At 71.1% G+C, this 18,647-nt stretch carries 14 protein-coding genes; 8 read left to right on the top strand and 6 right to left on the bottom strand.

Translation table 11 applies throughout. The features are described 5' to 3' along the window. Nucleotides 1–49: 49 nt before the first annotated feature. From AB0D29_RS28965 to AB0D29_RS28975, 3 genes are read right to left on the bottom strand one after another with little or no spacing between them, the layout of a single operon-like run. A complete protein-coding gene (locus AB0D29_RS28965) occupies nt 50–1,219 on the bottom strand; it encodes a hypothetical protein (RefSeq protein WP_362858265.1) in 1,170 nt (389 codons plus the stop codon). Next, nucleotides 1,216–1,434 (bottom strand): DUF397 domain-containing protein, encoded by a 219-nt coding sequence (locus AB0D29_RS28970; protein WP_362858266.1) that lies wholly within the window; start codon nt 1,432–1,434, stop codon nt 1,216–1,218. The genes AB0D29_RS28965 and AB0D29_RS28970 overlap by 4 nt, the downstream gene beginning before the upstream one ends. Beyond that, nucleotides 1,431–2,279, bottom strand: a complete 849-nt coding sequence (locus AB0D29_RS28975; protein ID WP_362858268.1) for a helix-turn-helix transcriptional regulator — start codon at nt 2,277–2,279, stop codon at nt 1,431–1,433. Before AB0D29_RS28975 ends, AB0D29_RS28970 begins: the two co-directional genes overlap by 4 nt. 92 nt (nt 2,280–2,371) lie before the next feature. Between AB0D29_RS28975 and AB0D29_RS28980 the strand changes: the two genes are divergently transcribed. Next, nucleotides 2,372–2,833 carry an ATP-binding protein gene (locus tag AB0D29_RS28980; RefSeq protein WP_362858270.1) on the top strand — a complete coding sequence of 154 codons (462 nt, stop codon included), beginning with the start codon at nt 2,372–2,374 and terminating at the stop codon, nt 2,831–2,833. A gap of 224 nt (nt 2,834–3,057) precedes the next feature. Then, nucleotides 3,058–3,921, top strand: coding sequence for a helix-turn-helix domain-containing protein (locus AB0D29_RS28985; protein WP_362858271.1), 864 nt, complete (start codon nt 3,058–3,060; stop codon nt 3,919–3,921). Nucleotides 3,922–3,953: 32 nt separating this feature from the next. Here the strand turns inward: AB0D29_RS28985 and AB0D29_RS28990 are convergent, their stop codons facing one another. Further along, complete coding sequence (locus AB0D29_RS28990) at nt 3,954–4,433, bottom strand: hypothetical protein (protein WP_362858272.1); 480 nt, start codon at nt 4,431–4,433, stop codon at nt 3,954–3,956. Between the two features lie 751 nt (nt 4,434–5,184). Between AB0D29_RS28990 and AB0D29_RS28995 the strand changes: the two genes are divergently transcribed. Further along, on the top strand, nt 5,185–5,955 hold the full coding sequence (locus tag AB0D29_RS28995) for a CAP domain-containing protein (protein ID WP_362858273.1): 771 nt from the start codon (nt 5,185–5,187) through the stop codon (nt 5,953–5,955). 52 nt (nt 5,956–6,007) lie between these two features. On the opposite strand, the gene AB0D29_RS29000 is transcribed toward AB0D29_RS28995, so the two are convergent. Beyond that, the gene (locus AB0D29_RS29000) at nt 6,008–9,025 is read right to left on the bottom strand and encodes a bifunctional [glutamine synthetase] adenylyltransferase/[glutamine synthetase]-adenylyl-L-tyrosine phosphorylase (RefSeq protein ID WP_362858274.1); all 3,018 of its coding nucleotides are present in this window, start codon (nt 9,023–9,025) and stop codon (nt 6,008–6,010) included. 169 nt (nt 9,026–9,194) lie between these two features. Between AB0D29_RS29000 and AB0D29_RS29005 the strand changes: the two genes are divergently transcribed. The 5 genes from AB0D29_RS29005 to AB0D29_RS29025 all read left to right on the top strand — a co-directional run bounded on the left by AB0D29_RS29005 (nt 9,195) and on the right by AB0D29_RS29025 (nt 17,073). Beyond that, complete coding sequence (locus AB0D29_RS29005; protein ID WP_362858276.1) at nt 9,195–13,115, top strand: PIG-L family deacetylase; 3,921 nt, start codon at nt 9,195–9,197, stop codon at nt 13,113–13,115. 283 nt (nt 13,116–13,398) lie between these two features. Beyond that, on the top strand, nt 13,399–15,450 hold the full coding sequence (locus AB0D29_RS29010; protein ID WP_362858277.1) for a PIG-L family deacetylase: 2,052 nt from the start codon (nt 13,399–13,401) through the stop codon (nt 15,448–15,450). Between the two features lie 267 nt (nt 15,451–15,717). Further along, complete coding sequence (locus tag AB0D29_RS29015) at nt 15,718–16,077, top strand: hypothetical protein (RefSeq protein WP_362858279.1); 360 nt, start codon at nt 15,718–15,720, stop codon at nt 16,075–16,077. Between the two features lie 12 nt (nt 16,078–16,089). Continuing rightward, the gene (locus AB0D29_RS29020) at nt 16,090–16,269 is read left to right on the top strand and encodes a hypothetical protein (RefSeq protein WP_362858280.1); all 180 of its coding nucleotides are present in this window, start codon (nt 16,090–16,092) and stop codon (nt 16,267–16,269) included. Nucleotides 16,270–16,761: 492 nt separating this feature from the next. Continuing rightward, nucleotides 16,762–17,073 carry a hypothetical protein gene (locus AB0D29_RS29025; protein ID WP_362858281.1) on the top strand — a complete coding sequence of 104 codons (312 nt, stop codon included), beginning with the start codon at nt 16,762–16,764 and terminating at the stop codon, nt 17,071–17,073. An 822-nt stretch (nt 17,074–17,895) separates the two neighbouring features. On the opposite strand, the gene AB0D29_RS29030 is transcribed toward AB0D29_RS29025, so the two are convergent. Beyond that, a complete protein-coding gene (locus AB0D29_RS29030; protein WP_362858282.1) occupies nt 17,896–18,279 on the bottom strand; it encodes a hypothetical protein in 384 nt (127 codons plus the stop codon). Nucleotides 18,280–18,647 lie beyond the last annotated feature (368 nt).

Raw genomic sequence — 18,647 nt, forward strand, 5'->3', positions numbered from 1 at the left:
GAGGACGCCCCCGTCGTGCCGGCCGGCACGGCGCAGGGTGAACATCCGGTCAGCCTGTCCGCACCGCGTCCCCGGGGCGCAGCCACCTGCGCAGCGGTCCCTGACGGACGGCGGGTGCGGGCGGCGCTACGGGGTCGGCCGCTCCGGGTGCGATCCGTTCCAGCGCCTCGGTGAGGGTGCGGACGTAGGCCTGGTCCGCCAGGATCCGCACGCCCGTGAAGGGGTGCGTGAGGCGTTCTCCGCCGGCCAGGATCCCGCGGAGCAGGGGCGCCGCCCGTACGGCGGGGGTCCCGATGTCTCCGAGGCGGCGTACGGCCTCCTGCACCGGCAGCGCCGGTTGGCCGTCCCAGTCCGGGTCCACGGCCGCCAGCAGCACCGGTACGACGGGCTCCGGATCGCCGGTGATCCGCCAGTACGCGTGCGCGGCGGCGACCCGGGTCCACCCGCCGGGCGACTCCATCAGACCGCGCACGGTCTGCGCGTGCGCTGCGGCCAGCGGGCCGAGATCGGCGAGGAAGGGCAGCCCGTGGCTGCCGCTCCCCGAATTCACGGCCGTGCCGCACGCGTCGAGGGCGAGGGCCGGGTCCCCGGTGACCTTCCAGTGCGCCCAGGCGGCGCGTCGTGGGTGGTGGCGGCGCGTGCGGGGATCACGCCCGGTCGCGTACGCGGCCAGCCGGTCCGCCGTCCCGGCCGCGGCGGGCCCGATCCCGCCGAGGACGCGGAAGGCGTCGTAGGCGTAGGGCGTCTCCAGGATCCGGACCACCTCGGGCACGGCGGGCGCGGCGGCCGGACCCCAGAGAGCGAGCAGGTCGAGCATGAACGTGCTCGCGTGGTAGTCCACCGGGACCTGCCCGAGCATCCTGCGCGCCACGGGAAGCAGCTCCGCGGCGGGCAGCGCGGCCAGGGTGTGCGCGTGCAGGCGGCCGAAGGGAAGAGCGTGCGCCTCCATCTGCCGCAGGGCGGGCAGTGCCCGGACGTCGCCCAGCCCCGCGAGGGCGAAGGCGTGCGCCTGGGCGGTGTGGCCGGTGAGGGGCCCGGCGAGGGACCCGGCGATCCGGTCCGCGTGCCCGGCGACGGCCCGGCCCGCCTGGACCAACGCGAGGTCGGCGTCGTAGCTCGACTCCCGGGAACAGACCGCGTCGACGACGACGTCCCAGCACGCCGGATCCGGCCGCCGCTGCCGGAACACGGCCTTGACGGCGGGATCCAGTGGTCTCACGAAGTGACGGCGTGGGCGACGAACCCCGTCCAGGCCGCCGGGGTGACGGCGAGGCGGGCGTACTCGGGCCGCTTGGAATCCCGGACGAGGACCATGCCTGTGCCGGTGCCGGTGGTCCGGGCAACCTCGACGCAATCGGGCCCGTCGTTGGTGCTGTAGCTGCTCTTGACCCACGTGAGTGCGGAGAAGCCCTCGCCCGACGGCTTGATGGTCATGTCTCCCCCAGTACCTTCTCGATGAAAGTCAGCGATTCGCGAGGCGTCAGAGCCTGTGCTCGGATCATGCCATAGCGCATGTCCAGGATCTGGACCTCTTTCGGTTCAGTGATCAAGCGACTGACCAGCTGAACTTCGTTGTGCCCTACCGTTGTTCCGTCCTTGAGGCGCATGACCTTGAGGGATCCCGCAAGACCGGCGTGCTCCTCGACGGCCATGGGCATCACCTGGATCTCGACGTGCCGCATGCTGCCCACATCCAGCAAATGCTCCAGCTGGCGGCGCAACACCATCCTGCCGCCAATGGGCCTGCGAAGCACGGTCTCTTCCTGGACGACCGTCAACAGCGGCGGTGGTTGCTGATGCAGGACCGCCTTGCGGGCCACCCTCGCCATGACCAGGCGCTCAACCTGGTCCTCCGAGAAGGCCGGCCGCCTCACCCCATAGAGCGCACGGGTGTACTCCTCGGTCTGGAGCAGCCCCGTGACCACGACGTTGTCGTACGAGCCGATCTCCACGGCCTGGGATTCCAGCTTGGCCAGATCCCGAACCTTCTTCGGATAGCGGGCCCTTTCGATGTCCTCCTTCATCACGGCGATTTTCCCGCCCGCCCCAAGGACCTCGTCCGCCTTGTCCAGGAACTCCGGGCGCGGAATACGGGCTCCGCGCTCGATCTTGTAGATCAGGTTCGCCCCGTACCCCATGTGCTCGCCGAACTTGGAACGGTCCAGTCCCGCGGCCTCGCGCCACATTTTCAGCTGGCGTCCCACCGCGGCGATGACCGCCCCGGATTCGTCTTCCGGGTCGAGTTCCCAGCTCGACTCGTCGGCGCCGTCCGTACTCACATCCGCCTCCCCTTGGACCGCGAGGACACCACCGGACCGCCTTGGACAGCCGTCGTACACCGCGCCCTCAACTCTGTTCAGGTTACGCACGGATGGCCACGCTGAGTCACGTGAATCAGGAAATCTCCCTCGTCGCCACGCTCCCTTCCACCCCGCGTGGCGCCCGCGCCGCCCGCGCGCTCACGGTGGCCCAACTCGTGGAACAGAAGCTTCCGTTCGAGGCCGCCGCGCAGGTCGTCGCCGAGCTCGCCGCGAACGCCGTGACCCACGGGAGGGTGCGCGGGCGGGACTTCCGGCTCGTGCTGCGCATCGCGCCCGGCGCCACGCTCCGTATCGAAGTGTCCGACACCCGGCGGGAGTTCGGGCCGCCTCTGGTCGCCGAGGTACCGGACGTCGAGGCCGAGTCGGGGCGGGGGATTGCCCTGGTGTCCGCGCTCGCCGCGCGGTGGGGGACGGATCACGGGCCGGCACCGCTGAAAACCGTGTGGGCTGAAATGGATTTGGCGAGTCCGATTTCACCGGATCGAGGTTTCCACGACCCGGTGGGGCAATGACCGGTTCAGCACGACGCATAAGGACTAACAACCGGGGGAAATGACCTCTCCCCACCTCCCCCCTCCCCCTCTCACTCGGTCGGGTGAATCACCCCAACCTGGCTGGCGCATATGACAATTCACCGGGCACTCTGACTCTCGGTCACCCCAAAAAACGCAATCGGCCCCCGCATGGGACGGCAATCCCACCGAGGGCCTGACCAGAGAAGGGCCTTAACCTTCCCATGGCTGATCAGCAGCTTAGCGCTCCCGCGCGCGTTCCGTCGGGGATCCGACACGTCAACCACGACCACCGCCGCGGCTACGTCAAGATCGGCAACCACCTCGCCCAGCACCGCCGGCTGAGCATGACGGCGATCGGTCTGGCCACGCACATCCAGTCGCTCCCGGCGGGGTCCAAGGTGACCATCAAGGCCCTCGCGGAACGCTTCCCCGAAGGCGAGGTCCGTATCGCCGCCGCCCTGCGCGAGCTGGAGCAGTACGGCTACCTGGCCCGCTTCCAGGAGCGGCTCCCGACGGGGCACGTCGTGACCTCGACGGTCTCGTACAACAACCCGCCCGCGATGGCGGAGGCGGCCCGCGGGCTCCGCCTCCCGCCCACCCGGCCCGAGCCGAAGCCGACCCCTCAGCCGGACGCGGACCCGGACCCCGAACCGGAGGCCGACCCGGGCCCGGAGCCCGAACCAGTCGCCCCTGAAGTCGAGTTGCAGGCGCGGGAGCTGCTGGCCCGGCTGCGACTGCGGGATCCGCGGCTGACGCTGTCCACGCGCGACACGGTACGGCTGGCGCCCGCCGCGGCCGTCTGGCTGGAGCGCGGGCTGTCCCCGAGCGCCGTCACGGCAGCCCTGACGCGCTCGCTCCCGACGACGGCGATCCACTCCCCCGCAGCCCTGCTCGCCCACCGCCTGCGCGAACTGCTCCCGCCCCGCCTGGCCGACCCGTGGGAGGCGCGCTCCGCGCCCCCGGACCACACCGTCCATCCCCTCCGTACGTGCGACGACTGCGACCGTGCCTTCCGCTCGCCCACGCCCGGCCTCTGCCGGGACTGCGCCCCACCGACGGCCGGGGCGGCGACCGCCGCCGCCTAGGCCGTACGGCAGGACCGAGATCAGCGCGTGGCCTAGGAGATGCCCTTGATGATCATGTCCGACAGGCCTACCTGGTACGAGTAGTCATTCCTCGTGCCGTCCTTCCAGTTGAAGGTCAGCACCACCTTCTCCTGTCCCGGGTCACCGGCGCCGGCGGTGTTCACGTCATAGGTTTCGGGCATTTCGGCCCGGCGGATGATCGGGTCGACCTGGTGCTCACCCGACCACGCGTCGAGGGCCGTGTCGAGCTCCTTCGAGAGGTACTCCTCCCGGACTTGCATCGGGGACTTGCCCTCGGCTTCCTGCTCCAGGACTGCATCCTGGTACTTGCGGATGAAGGCGTCCACCGTGCGCTCCGCCGCGGTCTGCCGGGCGGAGGAGGAAGCGGAGGCAGCGGTCGCCGCCGGGTGGCCCTCGGCCTGGACGGGAAGGGCGAGCAGGCCGGAACCGGCCACCAGCATGGCTGTGCAGGCTCCGACGACCACGCCGCGGAGGCTCGAACGGTAGGACACGGGGATCTCCCTGAGGAAGGCACGAACGGGCGAACACCGAAAACCCAAGCAAATCCCCCACTGCCCGGGCTGCCGACCATCCGGGTGACTCCCTGGCCGGTGAACGGCGTTCCCGCGCGCCTTCCCCGCACACCCCTTGAGGGGAAAGGTTTTCGCACTCTCTGCGCGCCAACCCGGCAGTACCACCCGCTCGGCCGGTGCCACCGGGCAATGCGGCCCCCGAACGCGGTTCCGCGCGAAGTGATCTCGCCGAGGCAGTCGCGGAACGCGACGGTGATCCAGCCCTGGCAATTCCTCCGAATGGGGTCACGGGAAATGGGCACGCTTTCGGCGTGCACTGCGCCGCGCCCCCGGACGCCGCGACCCGACGCACGGTTGCGTGACATGCGTCACAGCACGGACCTCAATGTCGGGCACCTCCCGAGGCGTTCCACACCCTCGACATTTCGCCATTTGTCCCTTTTGGATTCGACATTCCCCTCTCCGGCAGGAACGGAATCAGAGCTACCGCCGAACCCCTCGTCGACTTCCCTGGTCACGGGCGCTCCTGAGAACACGTCACATGGTTGTGCAAGTGACCTGATCGTGACCATGCACGATCATCGGCCCGTTTCAAGCCGGGATTCGAATGCCCCGCGTGAACGCGAAGCAGAAACTTGCCAGGCCATTGGCGGCCTTCTAAGAATGGCGCTATTCCGGCGTCCCGCAGTTCCGGCGCCGGAAGCTTCGCGATCACCGAATGAGGTCATGCATGCAGAAGCATCGGAAGAAGAAGCCGTACCGGAAGATAGTCATCGCCGTCGGCGTTCTGGGAATCGTGGGTGTCCCCACCGCCGCGATGGCCTGCTTCGACACCCAGGACGGCGGCCGCACGCAGAACGCGAGCCACCAGCAGCGGCGCCCCTGGCAGTACGCGCCCTCGGCCACCCCGAGCACCGCGGCCCCCGTGGACGTCGTCCCGACCGCGCCGAGCAGCCCCCCGGCCGCCGAGCCGAGCAGCCCCGTCGAGGCGCCCGCACAGCCCGTCGTGGACACGCCCCCGCCGGCGCAGGAGCAGCCGCAGCCCGCGAAGCCGCCGGCCGCCACCAAGAAGCCGCAGGCGCCCCAGCCCCCGCAGACCTCGGCCCCGTCCGCCCCGGCGGCCTCCGGTGCCGTCGCCGCGGTCCTCGCGCTCGTCAACCAGGAGCGCGCCGCTGCCGGGTGCCCGAACCTCACCCTCAACGCGAAGCTCACGAAGGCCGCGCAGGACCACAGCGCGGACATGGCCTCCCACGGCAACATGTCCCACACCGGTTCCGACGGCTCCGACCCGGGTGCCCGCATCACGCGCGCCGGATACACGTGGAGTTCGTACGGCGAGAACGTCGCCTACGGCTACAGCACGCCCGAGAAGGTCATGGAGGGCTGGATGAACAGCCCCGGCCACCGGGCGAACATCCTGAACTGCTCCTTCAAGGAGATCGGCATCGGTCAGGCCCAGCCGAACAACTACTGGACCCAGGACTTCGGCACGGCGCGCTGACGCCACCGCCGGGGACCCTGGAGGCTCGGCCCCGCGGCTCGGCCCCCGCGGCTCAGCCCCCGTAGAACAGTTCCTCGACCACCGCCCGGGCACGGCGGGTGATGCGACGGTAATCGTCCAGCATCTCCCCGACCGTGCCTTCGGCGTATCCGAGGTAGCGGCCGACCGCCGCGAGTTCGCGGGCCTCCGAGGGGAAGGTGTCCCCGGCGCGGCCGCGGACCAGCATCACGGCGTTGCGGACCCGGGTGGCCAGCACCCAGGCCTCGTCGAGGATCTGCGCCTCGTCGGTCGGGATCAGTCCGGCCGCGTGGGCGGCAGCGAGGGCCTGGCGGGTACGGGTGGTGCGCAGGCCCGGTTCGGCCCACGCGTGCCGCATCTGGATCAACTGGACCGTCCACTCGACGTCGCTGAGGCCACCGCGCCCGAGTTTGGTGTGCAGGGTGGAGTCGGCGCCGCGCGGCATCCGCTCCGACTCCATGCGGGCCTTGAGCCGGCGGATCTCGCGTACGGCGTCCTCGCCGAGGCCTTCCATCGGGTAGCGCAGCGGGTCGATGAGCTCGATGAAGCGGCCGCCGAGGTCGGCGTCGCCCGCGACGGGTTCGGCGCGCAGCAGGGCCTGGCTCTCCCAGGTCAGGGACCAGCGCCGGTAGTAGGCGGCGTAGGAGGAGAGCGTGCGCACCAGCGGGCCGGAGCGGCCCTCGGGGCGCAGGTCGGCGTCGATGAGCAGCGGCGGGTCGGCGGTGGGCAGCTGGAGCAGCCGGCGCATCTCGGCGATGACGGTCTGCGCGGCCTTCGCGGCCTCCTGCTCGTCGACGCCCTCGCGGGGTTCGTGGACGAAGAGGACGTCGGCGTCGGAGCCGTAGCCGAGCTCGTGACCGCCGAAGCGGCCCACGCCGATCACGGCGAAGCGGGTGGGCAGGGTGTCGCCGTAGTGGCTCTGGACGGCGGCGCGCAGGGCTCCGGCGACGGTGGCGGCGGTGAGGTCGGAGACGGCGCCGCCGACCCGGTCGACGAGGGCTCCGTGGTCCTCCTCGGCCGGGTTGTCCTCCGTACCGTAGGAGCCGATGATGTCGGCCGCGGTCGTACGGAAGAGCTCGCGGCGGCGCACGCCGCGGGCCGCGGCGACGCCGGCCTCGGCGGTTTCGGCGCGCCCGACGGCTGCCATGACCTCCTGTTCGAGGGCCTCGTGGGTACGCGGCTGCAGGCCTTCGGGGTCGCCCAGCAGGGCCACGGCCTCGGGGGCGCGCATCAGCAGGTCGGGCGCGAGGCGGCCGGCGGACAGGACGCGGGCGAGGTTCTCGGCGGCGGCGCCCTCGTCGCGGAGCAGCCGCAGGTACCAGGGGGTCTTGCCGAGGGCGTCGGAGACCTTGCGGAAGCCCAGCAGGCCGGCGTCCGGATCGGCGGAGTCGGCGAACCAGCCGAGCAGCACCGGCAGCAGGGTGCGCTGGATGGCGGCCTTGCGGGTGACGCCGGAGGCGAGCGCTTCGAGGTGGCGCAGGGCGGCGGCCGGGTCGGCGTACCCGAGGGCTTCGAGGCGCTGGCCGGCGGCGCGCGGGGAGAGCCGGGTCTCGCCGGGGGTGAGCTGGGCGACGGCGTCCAGCAGCGGCCGGTAGAAGAGCTTCTCGTGCAGGCGGCGGACGACGGAGGCGTGCCGGCGCCAGGCCTTGTTGAGTTCGGCGACGGGCTCGGTGCGCAGGCCCATGGACCGGCCCAGGCGCCGCAGGTCGCTCTCGTCCTCGGGGACGAGGTGGGTGCGGCGCAGCCGGTAGAGCTGGATGCGGTGCTCCATGGCGCGCAGGAAGCGGTACGCGTCGTGCAGCTGGGCGGCGTCGGCGCGGCCGACGTAGCCGCCGGCGGCGAGGGCGTGGAGGGCGTCGAGGGTGGTGCCGGAGTGCAGGGTGGCGTCGCTGCGGCCGTGCACGAGCTGGAGCAGCTGGACGGCGAACTCGACGTCGCGCAGGCCGCCGGGGCCGAGTTTCAGCTCGCGGTCGACCTGGGCGGCGGGGATGTTGTCGACGACGCGGCGGCGCATCTTCTGCACGTCGGGCACGAAGTTCTCGCGCTCGGCGGCCTGCCAGACGAGGGGGCTTATGGCCGCGATGTACCCGGCGCCGAGGTCGGGGTCGCCGGCGACGGCGCGGGCCTTGAGGAGGGCCTGGAACTCCCAGGTCTTGGCCCAGCGCTGGTAGTAGGCGAGGTGGGAGGCGAGGGTGCGGACCAGCGGGCCGTTGCGGCCCTCGGGGCGGAGGTTGGCGTCGACGGGCCAGATGGCGCCCTCGACGGTGGTCTCGGAGCAGATCCGCATGAGGTGGGAGGCCAGGCGGGTGGCGGCCTGGATGCCCTTGCCCTCGTCCGTGCCGTCCCCTACGGCTCCGCCGTGGGGAGACCCCACTGCCGCCTCCCCGACGAAGATCACGTCGACGTCGGAGACGTAGTTGAGCTCGTTGCCGCCGCACTTGCCCATCGCGATGACGGCGAGGCGGCACTGCGCCGCGTCCTCGGGGGCGGCGGCGGAGGCGATCCGCAGGGCCGCGCGGAGGGTGGCGGTGGCGAGGTCGGCGAGCTCGGCGGCGGTCTGGGCGACGTCGATGGTGCCGCAGACGTCGCGGGCGGCGATGGAGAGCAGGCAGCGGCGGTAGGCGACGCGCAGGGCGACGGGGTCGTGCGCGTCCGCGAGCCCCCGCTCGAACTCGGGGAGTCCGGGGTGCAGGTCGGCGGCCTCGTACGTGACGAGGGTGAGCCAGTCGCCGGGGTGGCGGGCGAGGTGGTCGCCGAGGGCCTCGGAGGCGCCGAGCACGCCGAGGAGGCGGTCGCGCAGCGGCTTGGCGCTGACGAGGGTGTCGAGGAAGCCGGGCAGCTCGCCGGGCGGCTGCGCCTCGGCGAGGCGGACGAGGCCGAGGAGGGCGAGGTCGGGGTCGGCGGTCGCGCCGAGGGCGTCGAGCAGCACGGGATCGGCGCGCACGGCCGCCAGCGCGTCGGCGTCGAGCAGCCGGGCGGCGGTGGAGGGGTCGGTGAAACCGCTGCGGAGCAGCCGGATGAAGGTGCTGCTCCTGCGTCCCGGGACTGTCATCCCGCCGCCTCCTGCGGTTGTCGCTGCCACTGCCCTGGCGTGCCTGTGGTGAGCGTAGCCGGAGCAGGCGTTCGACTCACCGGCAGTACCATGACGGGGATTATCGGATTATCCGAATACTTAGTGCGTGATGGGGCCCGCTCCCCGCCGACCGGCCACGAGGAGCCCCATGTCCGACGGACACCCCGGCGACGCCGAAGCCTGGGTCCCGCCCGACGCCCTCGACGCGGCGCACCACCAGGGTTACCACCCCGAGCCCCTCCACCCCCATCCCACTCACCAGCCTCACAAAAACCACCAGCCCCACCCGCTACAACACCCCGGCGCGACCTACGCCCCGCACGAGGCCCAGCAGCCCGGGGCGGCCTACGCTCCGTACGAGTCCCAGCAGCCCGAGGCGGCCTACGCTCCGCAGGCCGAGTGGCCCCACACGCCGCACGATGCCCAGCAGGCCCACGGCACGTACGAGGCCCAGCGGGCCGGGGCGGCCTACGCGCCGCAGCAGGCCCAGCAGACCCACAGCGCGTACGAAGCCCAGCGGGCCTACCCGTCCCGCGGGGCGGGGCCTGCCCAGCACGGCGAACAGGCCGGCGGGGCCCACGCGCCGCAGCAGGCCGGGGCGGCCTACGTCCCGCACCAGGACCCGCAGGCCGAGTGGCCCCACGCGCCGCACGATGCCCAGCAGGCCCACGGCGCGTACGAGACCCAGCAGCCCGGGGCGGCCTACGCGCCGCAAGCCGAGTGGATGACCCACGCGCCGCAGCGGACCCACAGCGCGTACGAAGCCCAGCGGGCCTACCCGTCCCGCGGGGCGGATCGTGCCCAGTACGGCGACCAGACCGGCGGGGCCTACTCACCACAGCAGGCCGAGCCGGCCCAGCAGGCCCACGGCACGTACGAAGCCCAGCAGGCCCACCCGTCCCAGGGGGCGGAGCCTGCCCAGCACGGCGAACAGACCGGCGGAGCCTACGCGCCGCAGCAGGCGGAGCCGGCCCACATGTCCCACCCGCCGCACGCACCCGTGCAGGCTCACCAGGCCGGGGAGGTGGCCTGGACCCACGGGCCTCAGCAGACCCAACACACCCAGCGGGCCTACCCGTCCCGCGGGGCGGGGCCTGCCCAGCACGGCGAACAGGCCGGCGGGGCCTACGCGCCGCAGCAGGCGGGGCCGGCCCAGCGGGCCCACCTGCCCCAGGGGGCGCACGAGGCCCAACAGGCCTACCAGACCCACTCGTCCCACTGGCCTCACGAGGCCGAGCAAGGCCACCCGCCGCACACGCCCCAGCAAGGCGGGGAAGCCTGGGCCCACGGGCCTCAGCAGGCCCAACACGCCCCGCAGGCACACCCGTCCGACCAGGTCGACCAGTTCCATCAGGCCGCGCCGGCCTACCCGTCCCACCAGGCAGAGCCGGCCCAGCACGCCCACCAGGGCCACCGGTCCCACGAGGCCGAGCAGGGCCACCCGCCGCACGCGCCCCAGCAGGGCGGGGAAGCCTGGGCCCACGGGCCTCAGCAGGCCCAACACACCGCGCAGGCGCACCCGTTCCACCCGGCTCACGGATCCGCGCCGGCCTACCCGTCGCACCCGTCGCACGGGGACCCGCAGGTCCAACACGCCTACCTCCCCCACCAGATCGGGGAAGTCCAGGCCCACCCGACGCACGAAGCCGAGCAGGCCCAACAGGCCCATCAGGCCGGGGAGGCCCGGGCCCGGCGGGTCCATCCGTCTCACGAGGCCGAGCCGGTCCAGCACGACCACCCCTCTCCCCGGACCGAGCAAGTCCCGTCCGACCAGCGCCCGCAGGCTCGGCAGGCTCGGCAGGGCGACGTACCCGAGGCGGACGGTCCGGCCGGCGGACGGAAGGCCGCGCGGCTGGCCCGTGAGGCCGAAGGTACCGGTGGCGGCCGCCGCGGCCGCGCCGACGCCCCCGCCACGCCGCAAGCCGCACGCGGGCTCCGCCCCACCGACGGCAAGGGCAACGGCGACGGGCCGCGCCCGAACCCGCGCCACCGCCGGGCCCGCCTCGTCAAGGCCGTCGCCCTCTGCGCCGCCACCGCCGCCTGCAGCATGCTCGTGCTCCGCGGCAACGAGGCCCTCGAAGGCCTCGCCGCCCCCGACGACCCCGACAGCGCGGTCACCGCCCCCGCGGCCGCCGCCGACGCGCCGGACCCCGGCCGGGTGCTCCAGATCATCGCGCACCCCGACGACGACCTGTACTTCATGAATCCGGACCTCCGTTACTCCATATCCGCCGGCCACCCCGTGACCTCGGTCTACCTCACCTCCGGCGAGGCGGACGGCATCAACGCGGTCGCCGGCAAGGAGGCCGGCACCGCCGCCAACAAGTCCGCGTACGCCGAGGCCCGCCAGAACGGCATCCGCGCCGCCTACTCCAAGATGGCCACCGGCGACCGCAGCAGCGCCTGGAAGCGCAGCGTCGTACCGACCAAGGGCGGCGGCCACGCCGAAGTCGACGTCCTCGTCGCCAAGCCCCAGGTCAACCTGGTCTGGCTACAGCTGCGCGAGGCCGGCAACGTCTACGCCGACGTCCCCGAGAGCCTGCACGGCCTGTGGGACGGCAAGGTCGCCCGGCTGGATTCGATGCTCGCCTCCGGCTCCCCGGTCAAGGAGAGGTTCGCGTACTCGAAGGACCAGGTCGTCCAGACCCTCGTCGGCGTGCTGGAGCAGTACAAGCCGACGACCGTCCGCTCCCAGGACCCGACCCCCGGCCGGTTCCCCGACACCAAGCGGTACACCGACCACCAGGACCACTTCTACGGCGCCCGCTTCGTGCAACTGGCCACCGCCGCCTACGCGAAGGACGTCAAGGACCGCCCGCACTTCGCGGCGCAGAACTACCTCGGCTACTTCAACGGCTCCCTCCCCAGCGCGCTGGACCCGGACGAGGCCAAGGAGAAGCTGGACATCCTGGACACCTACGCCTGGCTCGACCGGCAGAACCACTGCGGCAGCGACGCCGGCTGCGGCGACCTCAAGATCTCCGACCATCCGGGCGGCAACCGGTGGTCGGACTCCATCAACTACGCCCGCGGCAACAGCACCACCTGGCTGACCTCCGACAAGGAGCACGGGCTGTGGGCCTTCAAGGTGCTCGACGGCCAGGTCGCCGTCTGGCACCGGCCCGGTCTGGTCGGCCGCTGGAAGGGGCCGGACCTGCTGCCCGGCACCGGCATGGACCCGGGCGTGAGCACCGTCACCCTCAAGGACGGCCGGATAGCGGCCTTCGGCACGCGTACCTCCTTCGGCGCGAAGCCCACCGACTACAAGCGCGAGGTCGTCTACACCGTCCAGGAGCGGGCGGGGGCGGAGCGGTTCGGGGAGTGGCAGTCGCTCGGCACCCCCGAGGCCGCGGACGAGAACTGGACCTCCGACATCAGCTCCCCGGCCGTCTCGGTCGACGGCACCGGGCAGCCGGCGGCGTACGTCCGCGACGGTTCGTACACGCTGCGCGGCCGGGTGCAGCAGGCGGACGGCAGTTGGGGGCCCTGGGAGAAGTACGGCGGCGCCGATCTGCACGGCAGCCCGGCCACCGCCACCGACGGCGCCGGGCGGCGCATGGTGTTCTCCGCGACCTCCAAGACGGTGGTCGGCTGGGTGCAGCCGAAGCCGGGCGCCCCGCTGGGCCCGGTCACGCCGACGGGACTGCCGGACACCACGCTGCCGCTGACCGCGGAGGGCCGGGAGGGCGGGGTGCGGCTGTGGTTCCGCAAGCCCGGGTCGGGCAACGTCCGTACGGCCCTGATGACGGGTGACGGCGGGCTGAAGCTGAACAACATGACCGACCTCGGCGGGCTCCAGGGCTTCGGCTCGGTGACGGCGAGCGGTCACGTGCTGGCGGGCCGTTCGGCGGGCGGGCAGCTGGGCTCGGAGGTCGGCCCGGGCCGGCCGTGGGAGCGGTCCCCGCTGATGTTCGTCGGCGCGCCGTCCTCCGTGATGCTCGGGAAGAGCATGGTCAGCCTGGCGGTGGTGGGGCTCGACGCGCGGCTGTACGTGACCTCTTCGGCCGACGCGCCGGACGCGTACCTGGCGCCGTGGCAGCCGGTGGGCCCGCGCAACACGGCGCCGTAGGGCACGGCTCGTAGGGGCACGGCCCGTAGCGCACGGCCTCGTAGCGGCACGGCCTCGTAGGGCACGGCCCGCAGAAAGGGGTCCAGAGGCGGACGAAGCGCCTCCACATCGCAGCCACACCCCGGTCACATAGCGGGATCAAAATCCCACAAGGAACCATCACACCCGGACGCTTCCGAAAAGTGGCAGTCATCGGCCGAATCGGTGAACCAAGTTCCCTGATTTGGCCTCTCTCTGACTGCTCAGCGGTTTCTCCGCCCGGAACGACCCAAGGCGTGACCCGATGCCCGTGACCCGTCGCCGCTTCGCGGCTCTGCTCACCGTGCTGACAGCCGGCGCCACCGGCGTGCTCTCCGTGGCCACCGGCCAGCAGACCTCGGCCGAGGCCACCCAGGAGAAGGGCCCGACCGCCGTCCTGCCCGCGAGCGTCACCTCCGGGTCCGTCGTCCAGGTCGTCGCGCACCCCGACGACGACCTCTTCTTCATGAACCCGGACCTCAGCCGTTCGCTGCTGTCCGGCACCCAGGTCACCACCGCGTACCTCACCTCGGGCGAGTCCGACGGGCGCAACGAGGCCGGCGGCGGCGCGGCCAAGGACCCCGAGCAGCCCGCCGACCGCACCCACTACGCGGAGGCCCGGCAGAACGGCATTCGCTCCGCGTACGCCCAGATGGCCACCGGCGACCGCACCAGCGCATGGAAGCGCACGGTCATACCCACCGCCGGCGGCGGCCGGGCCGAGCTTGACGTCCTCATAGCGAAGCCGCAGGTCAACCTGGTGTGGCTGATGCTGCGCGAGGCCCGCAGCACGGGCGGGGACACCCCCGAGAGCCTGCGCGGCCTGTGGAACGGCCGGATAGCCTCGCTGGACGCGCAGCTGACCTCCGGGACCCCGGTCAAGCAGCCGTTCTCGTACACGAAGGACCAGCTCGTCCAGTCGATAGCCGGGGTCCTGGAGCTGTACCGGCCGACGACGATACGGATGCAGGACCCGACGCCGAACCGGTACGCGGACAGCGGCCGGTACACCGACCACCAGGACCACATGTACGGGGCGCGCTTCGTGCAGGCTGCGACCGCCGCCTACGCCGCCCGGGTCCAGCGCCGCCCCCGCTTCTCGGTCCAGAGCTACCTCGGCTACCACAACAGCACCCTGCCCCACTCGCTGGACCCGCAGACGGCCGAGACGAAGACCAACTACCTGCGCACCTACGCCTGGCAGGACCACCAGGACCACTGCGGCAGCCCCTCCGGGTGCGGCGACCGCAAGGTGGCGGGCAATCCGACCGGGCGCAACTGGGCCCAGTCGCTGCGCTACACCCGCGCCGACAGCACCTCCTGGCTGACGGCGGGAACGCCCGGCCGCCTCTGGGCGTTCGCCGCGCTCGACGGCCAGATGGCGTACTGGACACGGGGGCCCGGCGGCGACTGGGCGGGGCCGGTCCTCCTCCCGGGCACGGGCATCGACCCGGGGGCGAACACCGCCCGCCTCCCCGACGGCCGCATCGCCGTCCTCGCCACCCGCACGGCCTTCGGCTCCGCGCCCACCGACTACCGGCGCGACGTCGTGTACGCCGTCCAGTCCGCGCCCGACGGGCCGTTCGGCCCGTGGCAGTCGCTCGGCACCCCCGAACGGGCCGACGAGGAGGGCACCTCGGCGATCAGCGCCCCGGCGGCCGCCGTGGACGGGCAGGGCCTCCTCACGGTCTACCTGCGCGACTCCCGCCGTACCCTGCGCGCCACCACCCAGCTGCCGGACGGCGGCTTCTCCCCCTGGCAGCGCCTCGGCGGCGAGGACCTGCAGGGCGACCCGGTGACCGCGGTCGACACCGCCGGGCGGCGGCACGTGTACGCCACCACCACCAAGTCCGTCCTGGCCTGGACCCAGTCCGCCGCGGGCACCACGCTGGCCGGGCCCTCACCGACGGGTCTGCCCGCCACGACGGTCCCCCTCTCCGCCTCCCCGGAGGGCGCGGGCGTCCGCCTGTACTTCCGCCGCCCCGACTCCGGGGTCGTACGCACCGCCCTCGTCACGGCGGGCCCCACCGCCAGGCCCCAGGTCTCCAGCGTCGCGGAGGCGGGCGGCCGGGCCGGCTACGGCGCGGTCGGCGCCGCGGGCCGCCTCGTGGCGGGCCGCGCGGAGAGCGGCACCATCGGCACGACGGGCCTCGGCGGCCCCCCTGCCTGGGCGGAATCCCGCATGCTCTTCGCCGGCGCCCCCTCGGCCGTCCTCGAACCCACCGGCACCACCACGACCACGGTCCTGGGCCTGGACGCCGAACTCCACACAACCACCACCCCCACCCACCCCACCTGGCACCGCGCAGTCCACTGACGCCCGGCCGATGGCCAAAGAACCGCCGGGACGCGCCACCCGGGCCCCGGGAGCGGGAGCCACGTCGCCCGAATACCCAAAGGCTGAATTTCGCAGGATTGGCGAGAATTCGCTCTTCATGCCACCCGAGCACACAGTTGATCAAGCTCAGGGTTTCCTCAAATAGGGTTCCCGGCAACGTAGCGGATGAGTACATTCACCTTGTTCGAAGGCGCGGGTCCTGACCAGTCCCACGTCGCGCAATTAACGAATCGGGGAATTTTAAAAATGAAGAACATCACTTCGCGCATCTTGTCGGTAGCCCTTGCCGGAACCATCGTCATGGCGGGTGGGGTCGGCGTTGCACATGCCGACTCAGGTCCGCGTCCCGTGGTGCAGTCCGCTCAGGTGAACCCGCTCGAAGAAGCACGCTCCATGTGCATCATGTCCAAGAGCAAGCGGGACTGTGAGTACCTGATGACCCACACCAAGATGAACGACATGGTGAGGGAGTGCCTGGTCAAGGGCGCCATCGGCGGTGCAGGCGCCCTGATCATCGGACGCTTCGTGAGCAAGGACGTCGCGAAGGACATAGCCGCAAAGACCGTTGTCGCCGGGGCCACTGGCTGCCTCGCGGCTCTCGCCTAAGGCAGGACGGCCATGGCCAAGATTGTATTCACTCTCGTCTGGGGTGTCGTGCTCGTCATGACCAACCGGGCCCTCGAAGACGCCACCTGGGCGCAATACCTGGCAACGTTCCTCCTGGGTGGAATCTACGCCCTGGCGCTCTCCAAGGTGAAAATTCTCCGTGGAGGAATTACCCCCGAGGAGTCGAAGTGACTGTTTTTCTTGGCCGGCCCTTACGGGTATTACTCACAGCCAATTAACGGCTGATCCTCGGGCACGATCCCGCCACCGTCGACTCATAAGCCGACGAGCGGCCCAGGGGGAATGAGACGACTCCGGGCCGGCGGTCGATGACCGCCGGCCCGGAGTTTTGTCTGCGGCCCCCAGGGGACGCTGAGCTGGGGTTACAGCACCGGGAGGTTCTTGCGGAGTTCGAAGGCCGTGACCTCCGAGCGGCACTCCTCCCACTCCTGCCCCTTGTTGCGGAGGAAGCCATGCCCGCCTCGGCCCGCCAAGCGGATCCGCTACCGATCTCACCTCAACCGGCACCTGAGAGGCCGTCATGCTTCCAGCCGCTCAGCCAGCTCATCAACACAGCGCCACCAGACGGACCGTCCACACAACCGGCCGGAGCTGACCCAAGTGGCTGCCGGAAGCGCGAGCGCTGTGGCAGTGTCGTCTCCCTGAAGGGGAGAGGGTTCACCCGTGACCGATTACCGATGCGGGTCGTGCTCCTATGGGAGCGACGACCTCGATGATCTTCGACAGCACTGGATCCAGTCGGGCCACGACTCGACCGGGCCAACCGGAGGCAAGCCCGGCAAGGGCCGGGCCGTGGCTGGGCTCGGCGCCGGCCTTCTCATCGTCGCCACTGGGGTCCTCGGCTGGAAGTACAAAGCACTCCAGTCTCTGGCCGCCGGACTGGTAGTACAGGTAGCGGAGTTGGCAACGGAGAACGATTACCTGAAGTCTGCCAGCGGCGCAGGGAAGACGCTCAATGGCTATCGCGACCGCTGAGTGAGGGAGGAGCGAGGCTGCTCCCCGCGACCGGTTACCTCCAGCACGACATCCAGCTCCGCTCGGGCACCCTCAGCTACGCCATCCCTGTGCGTGCCGCACCGCTACAGAGAGGTCGGTGCAGCGACGTGACCGAGAGCCTTAACCTCTGAAACACCAGAGGTCCTGGGTCTCTCCAGGACCTCTGCTGTGTACGCACTGAGCAGGAATCAAACCGGCAACCTTCTGATTCCGTAGCTCTAGCCGGCTCTCGGCAGGTCGTTGAGACGACGCACTCATCGGCCACGACGAGACCGGTACAGACGCGGAGGGACCACACCGGCCGCCGCCACATCGCAGCAGCAGCTGCTCCCCGCCCGCCCTCCCCGATGGTGCGTCCCCCCTCACGCACGAGGCAACCGTGACGGCGGGGGTATGGCGCCCGGCCCAACTCAGGCCCGGCAGTCGGCCGACCTTGCGCAGGGGGCCGCCCATCCTCGCCGCTGGCCGTCTTTTGACACCCCGCCCCGGCCGCAGTCGGCAACCCTCCCGGCCGCGCATGCCATGTGACGGTTGCCGCGTCTGAGCGCCCTTCCATGGCCCCAGAACGGCCCGGGAGGGCGCTCGTTCGTGCGCACCGCATCGGGAGGCGTTTCCTGCGGATCGGCTGGCTGACCCGATGAAGATGGCGGCGAGGTGGAGTCGGGCGAGGTAGATGGTGGCGGTCTCGTCGTATCGGGTGGCCACGCCACTGCTTGACCTTGTTGATGCACCGCTCGCCCGTGTTCTGCTGCTTGAAGGCCTCGCGGTCGAAGGCCTGGGCCCCCTGTCAGGTGATCGCGCCTACACCTTGAGCAAGACGAAGTTGTAGACGCCGGCCTCGTCGCCGTGGCAGTCGTGCACGCCGCCGTCGTTTGCAGCACAGGACTTCTTGTCGGGGCCGTCATACACGAGAGCCAGACAAGCCCAGCAAGCGCGCCAGCCGTTCTCTACGCCACCAGTAAATACGTTTTTGGTCGGTAGGTAGAAATCAAACGTGCCTTTGGGGAAGGTGCTGTCCGGCCTTTCCCCTCCATAGTGCCCCCAGCCGGTTTCTTCGGTATAGGGGGCCGGGCATGCTCCGTTGCCACTGTGGCCTGCGAAGTACATGGCTTGGCATTTGTGGCAATTTCGCCAGTTTGTCTGATATTCCACGAATATAGCAGTGACGGGATCATCGTGGACCATGTTGTAGTTGTTGGGTATGTCTAGCGTGTGCTGTCCGTGAACCCCGTAAGGAGTTGGCGTGTCTATGCACTTACCCGGCGGTCCTGGATGGCCGTTAAAGAAGAGAACGTGGCATCTTTCACAGCGGCGCCAATTGGCTTGAGTGGCCATCGCACCTCCCACAATTCGTTGGCTCATGCAGCTCAGCGGTTTGGCGTGAAGTCGGTTCGCTATGCGTTCACCCAGCCGACACCTGGATCGCGCAACTGGACGAAGTTGCATCCGATGACGTCATGGCCTCCGACCCCAGGTCACTTTCTATAGCGTACTAGCCCTAGTCGCCCTGAGGAATGTTGGCGCCCTGACGCCTCCTCGTGGCAATTATCCCA

Source organism: Streptomyces sp. NPDC048424, from assembly GCF_040651555.1.
Classification (GTDB): Bacteria; Actinomycetota; Actinomycetes; order Streptomycetales; family Streptomycetaceae; genus Streptomyces.

What these genes read in the sequence shown, in the direction of transcription:
- AB0D29_RS29010 (WP_362858277.1), top strand. Translation starts at nt 13,399, where the DNA reads ATGCCCGTGACCCGTCGCCGCTTCGCGGCTCTGCTCACCGTGCTGACA.
- AB0D29_RS29000 (WP_362858274.1), bottom strand. Translation starts at nt 9,025, where the DNA reads ATGACAGTCCCGGGACGCAGGAGCAGCACCTTCATCCGGCTGCTCCGC.
- AB0D29_RS29020 (WP_362858280.1), top strand. Translation starts at nt 16,090, where the DNA reads ATGGCCAAGATTGTATTCACTCTCGTCTGGGGTGTCGTGCTCGTCATG.
- AB0D29_RS28980 (WP_362858270.1), top strand. Translation starts at nt 2,372, where the DNA reads ATGGCCACGCTGAGTCACGTGAATCAGGAAATCTCCCTCGTCGCCACG.
- AB0D29_RS29030 (WP_362858282.1), bottom strand. Translation starts at nt 18,279, where the DNA reads ATGGTCCACGATGATCCCGTCACTGCTATATTCGTGGAATATCAGACA.
- AB0D29_RS29015 (WP_362858279.1), top strand. Translation starts at nt 15,718, where the DNA reads ATGAAGAACATCACTTCGCGCATCTTGTCGGTAGCCCTTGCCGGAACC.
- AB0D29_RS29005 (WP_362858276.1), top strand. Translation starts at nt 9,195, where the DNA reads ATGTCCGACGGACACCCCGGCGACGCCGAAGCCTGGGTCCCGCCCGAC.
- AB0D29_RS28985 (WP_362858271.1), top strand. Translation starts at nt 3,058, where the DNA reads ATGGCTGATCAGCAGCTTAGCGCTCCCGCGCGCGTTCCGTCGGGGATC.
- AB0D29_RS28995 (WP_362858273.1), top strand. Translation starts at nt 5,185, where the DNA reads ATGCAGAAGCATCGGAAGAAGAAGCCGTACCGGAAGATAGTCATCGCC.
- AB0D29_RS28970 (WP_362858266.1), bottom strand. Translation starts at nt 1,434, where the DNA reads ATGACCATCAAGCCGTCGGGCGAGGGCTTCTCCGCACTCACGTGGGTC.